Annotated in this window: 17 protein-coding genes; 10 read left to right on the forward strand and 7 right to left on the reverse strand. The window is 74.6% G+C overall.

The annotated features are described in order from the left end of the window. Position 1: 1 nt before the first annotated feature. From ACH4ZA_RS13805 to lgt, 10 genes are all read left to right on the forward strand, one after another. The gene (locus ACH4ZA_RS13805; RefSeq protein WP_319276722.1) at positions 2-1,489 is read left to right on the forward strand and encodes an anthranilate synthase component I; all 1,488 of its coding nucleotides are present in this window, start codon (positions 2-4) and stop codon (positions 1,487-1,489) included. Between the two features lie 91 nt (positions 1,490-1,580). Next, positions 1,581-2,228 (forward strand): TIGR02234 family membrane protein, encoded by a 648-nt coding sequence (locus tag ACH4ZA_RS13810; RefSeq protein ID WP_398429470.1) that lies wholly within the window; start codon positions 1,581-1,583, stop codon positions 2,226-2,228. Between the two features lie 155 nt (positions 2,229-2,383). Further along, positions 2,384-2,638 (forward strand): HGxxPAAW family protein, encoded by a 255-nt coding sequence (locus tag ACH4ZA_RS13815; protein ID WP_319276719.1) that lies wholly within the window; start codon positions 2,384-2,386, stop codon positions 2,636-2,638. 100 nt (positions 2,639-2,738) lie between these two features. Beyond that, positions 2,739-3,173: a DUF2752 domain-containing protein gene (locus tag ACH4ZA_RS13820; protein ID WP_398429471.1), complete on the forward strand. Its 435-nt coding sequence runs from the start codon at positions 2,739-2,741 to the stop codon at positions 3,171-3,173. 145 nt (positions 3,174-3,318) lie between these two features. Next, entirely contained in the window at positions 3,319-4,128 is an 810-nt protein-coding gene (gene trpC, locus ACH4ZA_RS13825) for an indole-3-glycerol phosphate synthase TrpC (RefSeq protein WP_319276716.1), read from the forward strand. A 21-nt stretch (positions 4,129-4,149) separates the two neighbouring features. After that, positions 4,150-4,365, forward strand: a complete 216-nt coding sequence (trpM, locus tag ACH4ZA_RS13830) for a tryptophan biosynthesis modulator TrpM (protein WP_319276714.1) — start codon at positions 4,150-4,152, stop codon at positions 4,363-4,365. 70 nt (positions 4,366-4,435) lie between these two features. Further along, positions 4,436-5,719, forward strand: a complete 1,284-nt coding sequence (gene trpB, locus ACH4ZA_RS13835; protein WP_319276713.1) for a tryptophan synthase subunit beta — start codon at positions 4,436-4,438, stop codon at positions 5,717-5,719. Next, positions 5,716-6,534 carry a tryptophan synthase subunit alpha gene (gene trpA / locus ACH4ZA_RS13840; protein ID WP_319276711.1) on the forward strand — a complete coding sequence of 273 codons (819 nt, stop codon included), beginning with the start codon at positions 5,716-5,718 and terminating at the stop codon, positions 6,532-6,534. The genes trpB and trpA overlap by 4 nt, the downstream gene beginning before the upstream one ends. Before the next feature lie 77 nt (positions 6,535-6,611). Beyond that, the gene (locus ACH4ZA_RS13845) at positions 6,612-7,388 is read left to right on the forward strand and encodes a thioredoxin domain-containing protein (RefSeq protein WP_398429472.1); all 777 of its coding nucleotides are present in this window, start codon (positions 6,612-6,614) and stop codon (positions 7,386-7,388) included. Between the two features lie 93 nt (positions 7,389-7,481). Next, positions 7,482-8,540: a prolipoprotein diacylglyceryl transferase gene (lgt, locus tag ACH4ZA_RS13850; RefSeq protein WP_319276707.1), complete on the forward strand. Its 1,059-nt coding sequence runs from the start codon at positions 7,482-7,484 to the stop codon at positions 8,538-8,540. 103 nt (positions 8,541-8,643) lie between these two features. On the opposite strand, the gene ACH4ZA_RS13855 is transcribed toward lgt, so the two are convergent. The 7 genes from ACH4ZA_RS13855 to ACH4ZA_RS13885 are packed head-to-tail and all read right to left on the reverse strand — an operon-like array spanning position 8,644 to position 16,644. Then, the gene (locus ACH4ZA_RS13855) at positions 8,644-9,474 is read right to left on the reverse strand and encodes a CoA ester lyase (protein ID WP_319276706.1); all 831 of its coding nucleotides are present in this window, start codon (positions 9,472-9,474) and stop codon (positions 8,644-8,646) included. After that, on the reverse strand, positions 9,471-10,727 hold the full coding sequence (locus ACH4ZA_RS13860) for a CoA transferase (protein WP_319276705.1): 1,257 nt from the start codon (positions 10,725-10,727) through the stop codon (positions 9,471-9,473). Before ACH4ZA_RS13860 ends, ACH4ZA_RS13855 begins: the two co-directional genes overlap by 4 nt. Beyond that, a complete protein-coding gene (rbsK, locus tag ACH4ZA_RS13865; protein WP_319276703.1) occupies positions 10,724-11,617 on the reverse strand; it encodes a ribokinase in 894 nt (297 codons plus the stop codon). The genes ACH4ZA_RS13860 and rbsK overlap by 4 nt, the downstream gene beginning before the upstream one ends. Next, positions 11,614-12,993, reverse strand: a complete 1,380-nt coding sequence (locus tag ACH4ZA_RS13870; protein WP_319276701.1) for an ADP-ribosylglycohydrolase family protein — start codon at positions 12,991-12,993, stop codon at positions 11,614-11,616. Before ACH4ZA_RS13870 ends, rbsK begins: the two co-directional genes overlap by 4 nt. After that, positions 12,981-14,168, reverse strand: coding sequence for an ADP-ribosylglycohydrolase family protein (locus ACH4ZA_RS13875; protein WP_398429474.1), 1,188 nt, complete (start codon positions 14,166-14,168; stop codon positions 12,981-12,983). Before ACH4ZA_RS13875 ends, ACH4ZA_RS13870 begins: the two co-directional genes overlap by 13 nt. A gap of 8 nt (positions 14,169-14,176) precedes the next feature. Continuing rightward, on the reverse strand, positions 14,177-15,529 hold the full coding sequence (locus tag ACH4ZA_RS13880; RefSeq protein WP_398429475.1) for an ADP-ribosylglycohydrolase family protein: 1,353 nt from the start codon (positions 15,527-15,529) through the stop codon (positions 14,177-14,179). After that, positions 15,526-16,644 (reverse strand): ADP-ribosylglycohydrolase family protein, encoded by a 1,119-nt coding sequence (locus ACH4ZA_RS13885; protein WP_398429476.1) that lies wholly within the window; start codon positions 16,642-16,644, stop codon positions 15,526-15,528. Before ACH4ZA_RS13885 ends, ACH4ZA_RS13880 begins: the two co-directional genes overlap by 4 nt. Between the last annotated feature and the right edge of the window lie 52 nt (positions 16,645-16,696).

A 16,696-nucleotide genomic window follows, 5' to 3' on the forward strand; every position in this document is an offset into this window, starting at 1 on the left:
CATGGACCTCGAGACGTTCCGCAAGCTGGCCACCGACCGTCGGGTCATCCCGGTCACCCGCAAGCTCCTCGCCGACGGCGACACCCCGGTCGCGCTCTACCGCAAGCTCGCCGCCGAGCGCCCCGGCACCTTCCTGCTGGAGTCCGCGGAGAACGGCCGCTCCTGGTCCCGGTACTCCTTCGTCGGCGTCCGCAGCGCCGCCACGCTCACCGCACGCGACGGCCAGGCCCACTGGCTCGGCGCCCCGCCCGTCGGCGTCCCCGACGAGGGCGACCCGCTCGCCGCGCTGCGCGCCACCGTCGAGACCCTGCACACCCCCCACCAGGAGGGCCTGCCGCCCTTCACCGGCGGCATGGTCGGCTACCTCGGCTACGACATCGTGCGCCGCCTGGAGAAGATCGGCCCCGGCGAGCGGGACGACCTGAAGCTGCCCGAGCTGACGATGCTGCTCACCAGCGACCTCGCCGTCATGGACCACTGGGAGGGCTCCGTCCTGCTGATCGCCAACGCGATCAACCACAACGACCTCGACACCGGCGTCGACGAGGCACACGCCGACGCGATCGCCCGGCTGGACGCCATGGAGGCCGACCTCTCCCGCGCCGTCGCCCAGCCGCCGGCCGTCCTGCCGCCCTCGGAACTGCCCGAGTACACCGCGCTGTGGGGCGGCCCCGACTTCCGGGAGGCCGTCGAGGACGTCAAGGAGCGCATCCGCGCGGGCGAGGCCTTCCAGGTCGTCCCCTCCCAGCGCTTCGAGACGGCGTGCACCGCGAGCGCGCTGGACGTCTACCGGGTGCTGCGGGCCACCAACCCCTCCCCGTACATGTACCTGTTCCGCTTCGACGGCTTCGACGTCGTGGGCTCCTCCCCGGAGGCCCTGGTCAAGGTCGAGGACGGACGGGCCATGGTCCACCCCATCGCCGGCACCCGGCACCGGGGCGCCACCCCGCAGGAGGACCAGGCCCTCGCCGACGAGCTGCTCGCCGACCCCAAGGAGCGCGCCGAGCACCTCATGCTCGTCGACCTGGGCCGCAACGACCTGGGGCGGGTCTGCGAGCCCGGCTCGGTCGAGGTCGTCGACTTCATGTCCGTCGAGCGGTACTCGCACGTGATGCACATCGTCTCCACCGTCACCGGACAGGTCGCCGCCGGCCGTACCGCCTTCGACGTCCTCACCGCCTGCTTCCCCGCCGGCACCCTCTCCGGCGCCCCCAAGCCGCGCGCCATGCAGATCATCGACGAACTCGAGCCCTCCCGGCGCGGCCTGTACGGAGGCTGCGTGGGCTACCTGGACTTCGCCGGGGACTCCGACACCGCCATCGCCATCCGCACGGCCCTGCTGCGCGACGGCACCGCCTACGTCCAGGCCGGCGCGGGCATCGTCGCCGACTCCGATCCGGTCGCCGAGGACCAGGAGTGCCGCAACAAGGCGGCGGCCGTGCTGCGCGCCGTGCACACCGCCAACCGCCTCGGCGGCCCGAGCGCCTGAGGAGAAGTCCGGCGGACGCGAGACGCCCGCCGCCCGATAGGACGCGTCTCACTGAACCCCGGGTGACGTATCGCCCGGGGTTCAGGCGATAGTGGAGCACGTGACTGCTGCACCTCACCCCCGTTCCGAGACCGCGTCCGCCCGGTCGGGCCGCCGGAGCCTCGCCCTCGCCCTGCTGTTCGGCGCGCTGGGCGCGGCCGTGGCCCTGCTGTCCACCCGGCAGCGCTGGTCGCAGGGCACGGCCACGGTGGCCGGTGGCGCCTTCCCGCTGACCGCCAGGGGCAGCGACGTGACGGGCGTGCCCGCGGCGCTCGCCATAGTGGGCCTCGCCGCGCTGGTCGCCGTCTTCGCCGTCCGCCGCACCGGCCGCCTTGCCGTCTCCCTGCTGCTCGCGCTGTCCGGCGCCGGGATCATGGCCACCGCCCTGTTCGGGGCGAGCGACGGCTCCGCGCTCGACGAGCAGGCCGCCAAGGCCTCCGGCGACACCTCGGCCACCGTCGCCTCGTTCACCCACACCGCCTGGCCCTACGCGGCGGCCGCGGGCGGCGCCCTGATCCTCCTCGCAGGCCTGCTCGCCCTGCGCTACGGCCGCGGGTGGCCCGCCATGTCGGGCCGCTACGAACGCGACGGCACCCCCCGTCCCCGGCGCGCCCCCAGGCCCGCCGACCCCGACCGGCCCGAGGAGATGTGGAAGGCCCTGGACCGGGGCGAGGACCCGACCGGCGCCGGCCCCGCCTGACAGGCCCCTGACCAGGTCACCGTCCCGGGCCGCCGATGTGGCGCATCAGACGCGACCGGATCCCACCCCCGCGTCCACCGGGCGTGCGCGTACGGGACAATGGACGACGAGCGTCCGGCTCGGACGGACACAGAGACAGCAATGAGGAGCAAGTCATGGCGGGCAGCAGCCACGGACACACCCCAGCCGCCTGGACCGGTGTCACCATCGCCATCATCGGGTTCACCGTCGCGGGCGCGTTCATGGTGATGGCCGAGCCGCTCGGCTTCTGGGCCGGCATGGCGATCGTGGCGCTCTCCGGCTTCGTCGGCCTGGCGATGCGCGCGGCGGGCCTCGGCCGGCCGAAGGCCGCGGCCCAGCCGGTGCACCAGGTCACGGCCACCCGCGAGCCCGCGGGCGCCGAGGGCTGAGCGACCCGTTTTCGTGAGGGGCGGCCGGTGGACGACCGGCCGCCCCTCACGCATGCCCGGCCGCGCCCTGCACGCGCGCGTGCGGCCACGGCGGGGCACAATGCGCATCGTGAACGCCGACAGCCGCAGTGCGACGACCACCGTCCTTCGACGCCTGGCCGTGCCCGTCGGCATCCTCGCGGCCGTCACCGGGGCCTTCGCCTACGTCGGGGCCGTCGACCCCAACGAGCCCGGCCACTACCCGGCCTGTCCGCTGCTGCGCTACACCGGCCTGTACTGCCCCGGCTGCGGAGGCCTGCGCAGCGCGCACGCGTTCGTGCACGGCGACCTGCAGACCGCGCTGCACGACAACGCCCCGGCCGTCCTCGCCTACCTCGGCTTCGCCGTCGTGTGGACCGTCTGGGTGGTCCGCGCGGCGCGCGGCCGGCCGGTGCGCGTCGACCCCACCCCCGTGCAACTGTGGACGCTCGGCGCGTTGCTGCTGGTCTTCACGGTTGTCCGGAACCTGCCGTTCGGCGGCTGGCTGCATCCTTGATCGACAGGGCGATGTCCAGGTAGTGGGACCGCCGTCAACCGGATGCGAGGCCATCGCCCCGCTCCGGATACCATCGAGTGACCATCTGTTTCTCCCTCGGTCGCAAAAGGGCCGACCGTCTCTCAGCCGGAAGGGGGCCGCTCGCGTGAGTGTGCTCGACGAGATCATCGACGGAGTCCGTGCCGACCTCGCGGAGCGGCAGGCGCGCGTCAGCCTCGACGAGCTCAAGGAGCTGGCGGCCAAGGCCCCCGCCGCCAGGGACGGGGCCGCGGCGCTCCGCGGCGACGGCGTCAAGGTGATCTGTGAGGTCAAGCGCTCCAGCCCGTCCAAGGGCGCGCTGGCCGCGATCGCCGACCCCGCCGGCCTCGCCGCCGACTACGAGGCGGGCGGCGCGGCCGTCATCTCCGTCCTCACCGAACAGCGCCGGTTCGGCGGCTCGCTCGCCGACCTCGAGGCGGTCCGCGCCCGGGTGGACATCCCCGTCCTGCGCAAGGACTTCATCGTCACCTCGTACCAGCTGTGGGAGGCCCGCGCGTACGGCGCCGACCTCGCGCTGCTCATCGTGGCCGCCCTCGAGCAGTCGGCCCTCGAGTCGCTCATCGAGCGCGCCGTCTCCATCGGCCTCACCCCGCTCGTCGAGGTCCACGACGAGGACGAGGTCGAGCGGGCCGTCGACGCCGGCGCCAAGGTGATCGGCGTCAACGCGCGCAACCTCAAGACCCTCGAGGTCGACCGCGGGACCTTCGAGCGGGTGGCCCCCGAGATCCCGGCGAACATCGTGAAGATCGCCGAGTCCGGCGTCCGCGGCCCGCACGACCTCATCGCGTACGCCAACGCCGGCGCCGACGCCGTCCTCGTCGGCGAGTCCCTGGTGACCGGGCGCGACCCCAAGACCGCGGTGGCCGACCTGGTGGCGGCGGGCGAGCACCCCGCGCTGCGCCACGGCCGGGGCTGATCTCCCGCTAGGCTTGCCCCGATGACTCCGACGACCCCCGCGACCGCCACGGACCGCTACGCCCGCCTCGCGCGCGGCTGCCGTCCCCGTGGCTGCCGCGCGCCCGCCCGCCGGGTGCACGGCCGCCGGGTCCGGTACGTCATCGGCGACGAGCCGGGCCAGGTGAACGGCATGCGATGGCAGCGGCGCCCCCGGGGGGCGCGGGGAACTGCGCGACGAGCCGCCGACGGCGGTTAGCCGTCCGCCGACCCCGCTCCCACGGCGTTTCGTGTCTGCACACCACACCGTCTCACCGTGAGGTTTCCGCATGCCCAGCGAGTTCTTCATTCCCGACCCCGACGGACAGGTCCCCACCGTCGAGGGCTACTTCGGCGCGTTCGGCGGCAAGTTCATCCCGGAGGCCCTCGTCGCCGCCGTGGACGAGGTGGCCGTCGAGTACGACAAGGCCAAGCACGACCCCGAGTTCGCGCGCGAGCTCGACGACCTGCTGGTGCACTACACCGGCCGCCCCAGCTCCCTCACCGAGGTGCCGAGGTTCGCCGAGCACGCCGGCGGCGCCCGGATCTTCCTCAAGCGCGAGGACCTCAACCACACCGGCTCCCACAAGATCAACAACGTCCTCGGCCAGGCGCTGCTCACCAAGCGCATGGGCAAGACCCGTGTGATCGCCGAGACCGGCGCGGGCCAGCACGGCGTCGCCACGGCCACCGCCTGCGCCCTCTTCGGGCTCGAGTGCACCATCTACATGGGTGAGATCGACACCCGGCGCCAGGCCCTCAACGTGGCCCGGATGCGCATGCTGGGCGCCGAGGTCGTCGCCGTGAAGTCCGGCAGCCGCACCCTGAAGGACGCCATCAACGAGGCGTTCCGCGACTGGGTCGCCAACGTCGACCGCACCCACTACCTGTTCGGCACGGTCGCGGGACCCCACCCCTTCCCGGCCATGGTCCGCGACTTCCACCGGGTCATCGGCGTCGAGGCCCGCCGCCAGATCCTGGAGCGCGCCGGACGCCTGCCCGACGCGGCCGTCGCCTGCGTCGGCGGCGGCTCCAACGCCATCGGCCTCTTCCACGCCTTCATCCCGGACGCCGGCGTGCGCCTGATCGGCTGCGAGCCGGCCGGGCACGGCATCGAGACGGGCGAGCACGCGGCGACCCTGACCGCGGGCGAGCCCGGCATCCTGCACGGCTCGCGCTCCTACGTCCTCCAGGACGACGAGGGCCAGATCACCGAGCCGTACTCCATCTCGGCGGGCCTCGACTACCCCGGCATCGGCCCCGAGCACTCCTACCTCAAGGACACCGGCCGCGGCGAGTACCGCGCGGTCACCGACGACGCGGCCATGCAGGCCCTGCGCCTGCTGTCGCGCACCGAGGGCGTCATCCCGGCCATCGAGAGCGCGCACGCGCTGGCCGGCGCGCTGGAGGTCGGCAGGGAACTGGGCCCGGACGGGCTGATCGTCGTGAACCTGTCCGGTCGCGGCGACAAGGACATGGACACGGCCGCCCGCTACTTCGGGCTGTACGACACCGACGCCGAGGTCGCCGCCGACGCGGCCGCCACCGCGGAGATCGAGGGGGACGCCAAGTGAGCGGGAACATTCAGCTGCTGTCGGACACCCTCGCCGCCGCGAAGGCCGAGGACCGCGCCGCGCTCATCGCCTACCTCCCGGCCGGGTTCCCGACGGTGGACGGCGGCATCGAGGCGATCAAGGCCGTCCTGGACGGCGGCGCCGACGTGGTCGAGGTCGGACTGCCGCACAGCGACCCGGTCCTCGACGGGCCGGTCATCCAGACCGCCGACGACATCGCCCTGCGCGGCGGGGTGCGCATCGCGGACGTCATGCGCACGGTCCGCGAGGCGTTCGAGGCCACCGGCAGGCCGATCCTCGTCATGACGTACTGGAACCCCATCGACCGCTACGGCGTCGAGCGGTTCACCGCCGAACTGGCGGAGGCCGGCGGTGCGGGCTGCATCCTGCCCGACCTGCCGGTGCAGGAGTCGGCCCTGTGGAGGGAGCACGCCGACAAGCACGGCCTCGCGACCGTCTTCGTCGTCGCGCCGAGCAGCCGGGCCGCCCGGCTCGCGCAGATCACCGAGGCGGGCAGCGGCTTCGTCTACGCCGCCTCGCTGATGGGTGTCACCGGCACCCGGGAGTCGGTCGGCGCGCAGGCGCAGGACCTGGTGGAGCGGACCCGGGCCACCGGCACCGGCCTGCCGGTCTGCGTCGGCCTCGGCGTCTCGGACGCCCGGCAGGCCGCGGAGGTGGCCGGCTTCGCCGACGGCGTGATCGTCGGCTCGGCCTTCGTCAAGCGGATGCTGGACGCACCGGACGAGGCGGCCGGCGTCGAGGCGGTCCGCGCGCTCGCGGGCGACCTGGCGAAGGGCGTGCGCCGCCAGGCGTGAGGGGAACACCGGTCACCCGAACGGGTGGACCTGGGACCGGGGAGGCGCAATGCGCCTCCCCGGTTCGTTCTGGGGGTGTGAGCGAGAAGAATCGTGACGGAAAGCGCACTGCCCGGGAGCGGCTGGCAGCGGAGCGCGAGAAGCAGAAGACGGCCGAGCGGCGGCGGCGCACACTGATCGTCGGCGCGAGCGTCGTCTGCGTGCTGGGGCTGGCCGCGGTGATCGGCGTCGTCGCCGCGAACTCCGGCAAGGACGACAGCAGCGACAAGTCGGGCCCGGTCGTGGCGCCCTCGGGGGCCCAGGGCGAGGACGCCCTCGCGATCCCGGTCGGCAAGGACGGCGCCAAGGCCACGCTCACGGTGTGGGAGGACTTCCGCTGCCCGGCCTGCAAGGCCTTCGAGACGGCGTACCGGCCCACGATCCACGAGCTGACGCAGGGCGGGAAGCTGAAGGTCGAGTACCACCTGGCCACCCTCATCGACGGCAACATGGGCGGCAGCGGCTCCCGCAACGCGGCCAACGCGGCGGCCTGCGCCCAGGACGTCGGCAAGTTCCCCGCCTACCACGACGTTCTCTACGAGAACCAGCCGGAAGAGACGAAGGACGAGTACGCCGAGAACAGCAGGCTGATCGAACTCGCGGGCAAGGTCGACGGGCTCGACACGCCCGCGTTCCGCGCCTGTGTGGAGCAGGGCACGCACAACAGCTGGGTCGTCAAGTCCAACCAGGCCTTCCAGAACGGCCGCTTCGGCGGCACCCCCACCGTGCTGTTCAACGGCAAGAACATCTACCAGGACCGGTCGATGACGCCGGAGAAGCTGAAGAAGATGGTGGAGGAGGCCGACCAGCGGTGACACGGGCGGCGACCGCGCACACCAGCCCGTTATGGAGCCGTAGCCCGGCCGCCCGTCGTCGGCCGGGCGGGGCAGGGTAGCGTCGACCCTGCCATGGAACTTGCCTACATTCCCAGCCCGTCGCACGGGGTGCTGTACCTCGGCCCCGTTCCCCTGCGCGGCTACGCGTTCTGCATCATCATCGGCGTCTTCGTCGCGGTCTGGCTCGGCAACAGGCGCTGGGTCGCCCGGGGCGGGCTGGCCGGCACGGTGGCCGACATCTCCGTCTGGGCGGTGCCCTTCGGGCTGGTCGGCGGCCGGCTCTACCACGTGATCACGGACTACGAGCTGTACTTCAGCGAGGGCCGGGACTGGGTGGACGCCTTCAAGGTCTGGGAGGGCGGCCTCGGCATCTGGGGCGCGATCGCGCTCGGCGCGGTGGGCGCGTGGATCGGCTGCCGCCGCCGGGGCATCCCGCTGCCGGCGTACGCCGACGCCATCGCCCCCGGCATCGCCTTCGCGCAGGCGATCGGGCGCTGGGGCAACTGGTTCAACCAGGAGCTCTACGGCAAGGAGACCGACCTTCCCTGGGCCCTGCACATCACGTCCTCGGCGGACGGGCGGGTGCCCGGCTACTACCACCCGACGTTCCTCTACGAGTCGCTGTGGTGCATCGGCGTGGCCCTTCTCGTCATCTGGGCCGACCGCCGCTTCAAGCTGGGCCACGGGCGGGCGTTCGCCCTGTACGTCGCCGCGTACTGCGTGGGCCGCGCCTGGATCGAGTACATGCGGGTGGACGACGCCCACCACATCCTGGGCCTGCGGCTGAACGACTGGACCGCGCTGGTGGTCTTCCTGCTCGCGGTGGCGTACATGGTCGTCTCGGCGAAGAAGCGCCCGGGCCGCGAGGCGGTCGTCGAACCTGCCGCGCAGGCAGCCGGCGACGCGGCCGGGGACGCCTCGGCGGACGGCGAGGAGAAGTCCGGGGCGCAGCCGTCCCCGTCCGATGCCGCGGAGGACTCCGCAGGGGCGAAGGCCGGGGACGCGTCCGCGGCCGACGACGGGACAGCGGCGAAGAAGGCCGAGGACGGGACCGCGGCCGAGGCGGACGACAAGGCCGAGGCGAAGGCCGACGTCAAGGACGAGGCGGAGTCGGCGGGCAAGAAGAGCTGACGGCCGTCGGCACGACGACGCGCACCAGGAAGCGCACCACGACGAGGGCGCCCGGGTTCACCGGGCGCCCTCGTCGTGCGACCGCGGGGCCGTGGCCGGGCGGTCAGTCCCGGCCGGCCAGGGCCAGCGTGCGGTGTGCGGCCGCCACCACCGCGGCGTCGACGAACCGTCCGTCGGGGAGCGCCTGGGCGCCCTGTTCGGTGAGGGCCGCCTTCACGATCGTCTCGGCGTCCTCCAGTTCCTGCTGGGTCGGCAGGTAGGCCTGTTCGATGATCGGGAGCTGGCGGGGGTGGATGGCGGCGCGCCCCAGGAATCCGAGGGTGCGGCCGTGGGCGCAACTGGTGGCCAGGCCGTCCAGGTCGCGGATGTCGGGGTGCACCGACTGGGGCGGGGGCGCCAGTCCGGCGGCCCGGGCGGCGACGACGACCCGGGAGCGCGACCAGTCCAGGCCCGCGTCGTGGCGGACGCCCAGATCGGCTCGCAGGTCCGCCTCGCCGAGGGCGATGCCGCGCAGGGAGGGGTGGGCGCGGGCGATGGCGAAGGCGTGTTCCACGCCGAGGGCGGTCTCCAGCAGGGCGTGCAGAGGGGTGGCGCCGCGGTCGCTGCGGGGCACGCTCTCGGCGACCCGGGTGATCTGGTGGGGGGCCGTCACCTTCGGCAGGCGCAGACCGCAGACGCCGGGGAGGGCGGCCACCGTGCGCAGGTCGGCCGCCGCGTAGGGGGTGTCCAGGGAGTTCACCCGGACGTGGACCGGTACCGGCTGGGGCTCCGCGAGGCGTTCGGCGGTGGCCGCGCGGGCGTACTCCTTGCGGTCCGGCGCGACCGCGTCCTCCAGGTCGACGATGACGACGTCGGCGCCGCAGGCGAGGGCCTTGGTGACCGTCCGGGGGCGGTCGCCGGGGACGTAGAGCCAGGTCAGCGGGGGCTTCTTCACAGGGCGCCCACCTCACGCAGGGTGCTCAGCTCGGCCGCCGTGAGGCCCAGTTCGGTCAGCACGGCGTCGGTGTCGGCGCCGTGCGGGCGGCCGGCCCAGCGGATCGCGCCGGGCGTCGCGGAGAGCCTGAAGAGGACGTTCTGCATCCGGATCCGGCCCAGCTCCGGGTCGTCCACCGCGGTGACGGTGTCCAGGGCCTGGTACTGGGGGTCCGACAGCACGTCCCGGACGTCCTGGACCGGGGCGATCGCCGCCTGCGCCTTCTCGAACGCCGCGAGGACGTCGGCGCGGGTGTGCCGGGCGATCCAGGAGCCGACCGCCTCGTCGAGGACGTCGGTGTGGGCGGCCCGCTCGGCGCCGGTGGCGAACCACGGCTCGTCGATCAGTTCCGGGCGGCCGACGAGCCGCATCACCCGTTCCGCGACCGACTGCGCCGACGTCGACACGGCGACCCAGTCCCCGTCGGCCGTGCGGTAGGTGTTGCGCGGGGCGTTGTTGGCGGACCGGTTGCCGGTACGGGCCTGGACGTACCCCAGCTGGTCGTACCAGAGGGGCTGGGGGCCGAGGACGGTGAGGATGGGCTCGATGATCGCCATGTCGACGACCTGGCCCTCGCCGGTGCGGTCGCGGGCGGCGAGGGCCGTCATGACGGCGTACGCGGTGGCCAGGCCGGCGATCGAGTCGGCCAGGCCGAAGGGCGGGAGGACGGGAGGGGAGTCCGGTTCGCCGGTGATCGCCGCGAAGCCGCTCATCGCCTCCGCGAGGGTGCCGAAGCCGGGGCGGTGCGCGTAGGGGCCGAACTGGCCGAAGGCGGTGACACGGGCGAGGACCAGGCGGGGGTTCGCCGCCGACAGCTCCTCCCAGCCGAGGTCCCACTTCTCCAGGACGCCGGGACGGAAGTTCTCGATGATCACGTCGGCCTTCGCGGCGAGCCGCAGCAGGGTGTCGCGGCCGCCGGGCGTGGACAGGTTGAGGGTGATCGTGCGCTTGTTGCGGCCCAGGAGCTTCCACCACAGGCCCACGCCGTCCTTGGACGGGCCGTGCCCCCGGGAGGGGTCGGGACGGTCGGGGTGCTCGACCTTGACGACGTCCGCGCCGAAGTCGCCGAGCAGGGTGGCGGCGAGCGGCCCGGCGAACAGGGTGGCCAGGTCGAGGACCCGGACGCCGTGCAGGGGAGCGGTCCGCTCGGCCACGGGGGATGAGGTCGTGCCGGGTGCGGTCGTGGCGGATGTGGTCGTGGCGGGTTCGGTCATGAGGCGTACTGCGTCTCGATCTCGGAGCGGTACGGCATCGACGCGGTGGCGCCGTGCCGCTGGACCGAGAGCGCGGCCGCGGCCGCCGCCCAGGCCAGCGCCTCCCGTACGGGCCGTTCCTCGCCCAGCGCCACCGCGAGGGCGCCGACGAAGGTGTCGCCCGCGCCGGTGGAGTCCACGGCCGTGACGCGCGGGGCGGGCACGGTGAGGGGTTCGGCGCCCCGGGCCGCGTAGAGGCTGCCGGCCGCGCCGAGCGTGATGACGACCTCGGGGACGCTGTCCAGCAGGACGGCGGCCGCCTCGCGCGGGTCGGTGCGGCCGGTGAGCGCGGTCGCCTCGTGCTCGTTGGGCACCAACAGATCGGTGGCGTCGAGGAGTTCCGCCGGCAGCGGCCGGGCGGGGGCGGGGGTGAGGATCGTGCGCACGCCGTGCGCCCGGGCCGCCCGCGCACCGGCGACGACCGCGGCCAGGGGCACTTCGAGCTGAAGGAGCAGCGCGTCCGCGGAGGCGATGAGGCCTTCGTCGCCGGGGGCCAGGTGGTCGACGGTGCCGTTGGCGCCGGGCACCACGACGATCGCGTTGCCGCCGTCGTCGTCCACCACGATGTGCGCGGTTCCGGAGGGGGCCTCGACGGTGCGCAGGTGGTCGGTGTTGACGCCCGCGTGCTCGAGCGTGGAGCGCAGCCGGGCGCCGAACGAGTCGTTGCCGACCGCCCCGATCATCGAGACGGCGCCGCCGGCGTGGGCGGCCGCGGTCGCCTGGTTGGCGCCCTTGCCGCCGGGGATCGTGCGGAACTCCCGTCCCGTCACGGTCTCCCCGCGCTGCGGGGGCTTCTCGACGTAGGCGACGAGGTCCATGTTCGTGCTGCCGAGCACGACGATGTCGGTCATGGGCGGGATGCCTCCCGAGGGATGAGGGACCGGGTGAGATGGGCGAGGGCGTCGAAGCCGACGCCGTCGAAGTCGGCGACGGAGGTGGTCAGCCGGTTCTTGAGCGGGGCCGTCCAGCGGTCGGGGAGGGCGGCCGGGCCGCCGGTGAGCAGCGCGGCGACGCCGCCCGCGGTCGCGCCGTCGGAGTCGGTGTCCCAACCTCCGGACACGGCACGGCAGATGGACCCGGCGAAGTCGCCGTCCGCATGGGTGAGGGCGGCGGCGATCAGGGCCGTGTTGGGGACGGCGTGCACCCAGTGTGCCGTCCGGTGGGCGGCATGGAGCCCGTCGACGACGGTGTCGAAGTCGGCGTGCTCCCCGGCGAGCCGGATCGCGTGGGTGACGGCGACGGCGAGCCGGGAGCGGGGCGGGACGACCGTCAGGCCGGTGCGCAGACAGGCGTGCACGTCGAGGCCGCCGGTCGCGGCAGCGGCGACGACGGCCGCCGTGAACATCGCCGCGTAGACGCCGTTCCCGGTGTGGGTGAGGACGGCGTCGCGGTGCGCCTGCTCGGCCGCGGCGGCCGGGTCGCCGGGGTTGGTCCAGCCGTGCACGTCGGCGCGGATCAGGGCGCCGATCCACTCCCGGAAGGGGTTGCGGTGGCGGGCGGTGTACGGGGGTTCGATGCCGCAGAGGAGGTTGCGGTAGGCGACGCGCTCGGCGGTGAAGGTGCGGCCCGCGGGGAGTTCGTCGAGCCAGAGCCGGGCCACGTCGGCGGTGGTGAAGCCCCTGCCGTGACGCTGCAGCAGCAGGAGGTTGAGCAGGGGGTAGTTGAGGTCGTCGTCCTCGGGCATGCCGTCGATGTTCTCGGCCAGGGAGGTGGGCGCCGAGCGGCGGTTCCAGGGGTGCTCCTCGAGGAGGGGGCCGGGGACCCCTCGGGCGGTGAAGTAGCCGTTCAGGGGCCAGTTGCCGGCGGCCCGGGCGAGCCGGCGGACGGCGTCCAGGGGGAGCTTCTCCACCGGTTTGCCCAGGAGGCAGCCGGCGGCCCGCCCCAGCCACGCCGCTTCCAGGCGGGCCCGCGAGGGCGCCGGGGGTCTCGTGCCGCCCGGCCGGCCGGGCCACCGGGGGCAGAGCGTTCTGATGGCGTCCAGCTCGGTCGGCTCGTCCTCGGCCAGTCTGCTGGGCAGGTCCGCCAGTTCGTCCAGCAGGTCGTCCGCGAGGAGCCGGAGATAGCCGGAGGCCCGTTGCCCGGAGGCGCCGGCGCGGGGCGGCGCCTCGTGGCCTCCGGCCGCCCGCCAGCGGGCGGCGACCGCCCACGGCTCCCGGCCGTCCTCGGCCGCCTGGCGCAGTTCGTGGCCGAGCAGGTCCTCCGGCTGGACCCAGGTCAGTCGGAGCATCCGGAGCCTCCGGGGGCGCCTGCGAGGGCGTGGAAGGCCCGCTCGTGGTCGCGGCGGCGTTCGACGTCGCGGCGGAAGACCTCGCGGGCGACGCCGGTGAGCGTCGCCGCCGGCTGCCACAGGTCGAGGCGGCTGGCCTCGGCGACCTGTTTCGCCCACTCCTCGGGGACCGGTGAGCCGAGGGCGCCGGCCACCGCTCCCGCCATCGTGGCGATCGAGTCGCAGTCGCGGCCGTAGTTCACGGAGCCGAGGACCGCCCGGCGGTAGTCGCCGCCCGCCGCCAGCACCATGCCCAGGGCGACCGGGAGTTCCTCGATCGCGTGCAGCCGGGAGGGGCGGCGGGCGCCGAGCGAGGGCCGCCGGTAGTCGGGGCCCACCGTGTCGTAGGGCGCCACCGCCTCCCTGAGCGGGATGAGCGCGGACTCGACGTCGCCGTGCCGGACCGCCTCCTCGCAGACCTTCTCGATCGCCGTGCGCGTGCCGTCCTTCGCCAGGGCCAGACAGGCCGTCACCACCGAATCCGCGGTCGCGCCCGGCGTGCACGCGGCCGCCACCGCCGCGGCGAAGACGCCCGCCGCCTCCCGGCCGTAGGACGACTGGTGGGCGCCCGCGACGTCCAGCGCCTCCGCGTACGCCCCCGCCGGATCGGCCGCGTTCACCAGGCCCACCGGGGCCATGTACATCGCCGCGCCGCAGTTGACGATGTTGCCCACGCCCGCTTCCCGCGGGTCCACGTGGCCGTAGTGGAGCCGGGCGACCAGCCATTTCTCCGCCAGGAAGATCCGGTGCAGGGGGAGTGCCTCGGCCTCCAGTTCCGGGATCCAGCGGGGGGTCGTCATCAGGTCCGGGACGAGGTGCTCGGCGATCGCGTAGGCGTCGAGGTGATCACGGACCGCGGCGTAGACCCTGATCAGCGCATGGGTCATCAGGGTGTCGTCGGTGACGTGGCCGTCGCCCTTGTGGTAAGGGGCGATGGGGCGGGCGGTGCGCCAGTCGTCGCCGTTCCAGGGCCCGACGACGCCGTGCACACGGCCGCCGTGGCGTTCGAGGATCTGGTCCGGGGTGTAGCCCTCGACGGGGCCGCCGAGGGCGTCGCCCACGGCCGCGCCGACCAGGGCGCCGGTGATGCGCTCCTCCAGGGTTGCCCCGTTGCTTTCTTCTGCTTTGGGCGTCATGCCCCGAATCATCCTCCTGGTGGGGCCGGTTGTGCGGCTTCCAGGAGCCCGGCGAGTTTCACCAGGTCGGTGCCGGTGAGCCGGGGGAGCGCGCAGCCGGACAGGACGCGGCAGCTGTCGCGCCACGCCCCGGGGATCGCGGCGGCGCCGCCGAGCGCCCCGGTGAGCGCGCCCGCCAGGGCGGGGGCCGAGTCCGCGACCCGGGAGAGGCAGGCCGCGGCCGGCACCGCCTCGCCGATGCGGCCGCCGGACGCCGTCGCCAGGGCCAGCGCCACCGGCACGGTCTCCGCGGCCGCGATGCCGTAGCTGTAGACGTGGTCGACGATCTGGTGCTCCAGCAGCGGGATGAGCGCGAACGCGCTCGGCGCGGTGCGGGCCAGGTCCAGCGCGTGCCGGGCGTTGCGGCCGATCTCCGTGTGCGCGGGGAGCTCGCCGAGCGCCGCCGTCACGCAGGCCTCGACGTCCGCCCCGGCCAGGGCGAGGGCGAGGGCCGCGGCCATCGCCCTCGCGCCGTGCACGCCGTCGCCGTCCTGGGTGTAGCGGGCGTCGAACTCGGCGAGCCCGGCGGCGGCCCCGGGATCGCCGGCGTGCGCCACGGCGAGCACGCAGGCGCGTACGCAGGCCGCGTCGTCGAAGTAGTGCGGGTTGTCGTGGCCGGTGGCGGGGGGCCGCAGTCCGGCGGCGAGATTGCCCAGTCCGGCGCGCACCGAGATACGGGCCCGCAGGGGCAGGACGGCGGACTCGACCTCCGGCGCGCGGTCGGCCGCCGCGGCGACCTCACTGGCGATCGCGTTCCAGGTGAGGTCGATGGCGGCACGCATCCGGCGGTCCCGGCCGAGGTCGCCCAGAGCGGTGTCGTCGCCGGCCCGCAGCACCGCCTCGGCGGCGAACGCCGCCCACTCGGCGTCGTCGGAGGGGCCGAGCCGGAGGGGCTCGGGGGGCTGGTTCAGGGCGATGGGGACGGGCAGGGTGGTCGTCGCGTTGTGTTCGGCGAAGGTGTCGAGCTCCCGGGTCAGCCGACGGGTCCAGTCCGGCATCCGGGCGGCGCGATGGCGGGCGGCGGGCCATCCGGCGGCGTCGCCCGCGGCGAGGCCGAGCAGCAGGCCTTCGATGCGCCGTGTGCGCCGCGGGTGGGCGAGGCCTTCGGTCCCGGCCTCTCCCGCCGGCCCGGCGGCCCGGCGTGCCGCGCCGGTGCGGTCGCCCGTCGCGTCGGCGCCGTTCGCGCCGCCGGGTGCGGACGGGTCCCGCGGGGCGCCCGCCCCCGTGCCCCCGCCCTCGCGGCCGGCGGTCGCGGGCGTGCAGGGCGCCGCCGTGACCGCTGCGGCCGGCGCCGTCTCGTCCCAGGGTGCGGGCGGTGTCATGAACAGGCCTCCGGGATGTCGTGACTGTCGTTCGCTGCCGTCGCTGCCGTCGCCATCGCCGTCGTCAGGGTGAAGGCCGTCGGGTCGGGGCGGGGAAGCCGTCCCGGGCTCATCAGGATCGGGACGACGTCTGCCACGACCACGCCCTCGCCCCACTTGCCGCCCTCGCCCGGCACCAGCAGCTCGGCCACGTCCAGGACGTGATGGCCCGCCATCGAGGGCAGGCAGGTGCCCCGTGCCGGACCGATGGCCGCCGCCCAGTCCGGCGGGATCGCCGAGACCCCCCGGGTGGCGCCGGCCAGGGCGCCCGCCACCGCCGCCGTGGTGTCCGCGTCGCGGCCCATGTTCACCGCCGTGAGGACCGCCTCGCGGAAGTCGCCGTCGGCGGCCGCGTACGCGCCGAACGCGAGGGCGACGGCCTCCGGCGCCAGATCGGTCCACGGGTAGCCGCCGACGACGACGGCCGAGCGCACGGCCCGTTCGCCCCGGTGGGCCACGGCCGCCGCCCGGCGCAGCGAACGAGCCGTCCACGAATCCTCGGGGACCACCGCGAGCGCGGAGGCGACGACCGCGATCGGCGGCGCCCCGGCCATCGCCGCGGCGACTCCGGCCGCGACCGCCTGCCCGCCGTAGATGCCCTCGCCGTCGTGGCTCACCGCGCCGTCGATCGCGACCAGCCGGGCCGCTTCCGCCGGGCGGCCCGCGGCGAAGACGCCGAAGGGGGCCGCACGCATCGCCAGGCCGTCGCTCCAGGCGTGCCGGTGCTGCGCCGAGATGGGCGCCGCGAGGCCGCGGCGGAGGTTCTCCAGAGTGCCGCGCTCGCTGAATCCCGCGCCGCGGAAGGGCCCCTCGTCCCGGTCGGCGATCCACTGGTGCCAGGCCGACTCCACGTGGGCCGGGGTGAGCGCGGAGCCGTGCCGGGCGAGCAGCAGGCCGGAGAAGATCGCGTACTCGGTGTCGTCCGTGCCGGCCGGTCTGTCGGCGACGTAGCCGGTGATGCGGCCCCAGCGGGCGCGGATCTCGGAGGGCTTCATGTTCTCGGCGGGGGCGCCCAGGGCGTCTCCGACGGCGAGGCCGAGCAGGGCGCCGCGGGCTCGTTCACGGATCGTTGCCATGGGCGGGCCTCTCCACCGTGGCTCCGCTCGGGCGCGGAACCGTCTGCGGATG

This window comes from Streptomyces sp. NPDC020597, assembly GCF_044335095.1.
Lineage (GTDB): Bacteria > Actinomycetota > Actinomycetes > Streptomycetales > Streptomycetaceae > Streptomyces.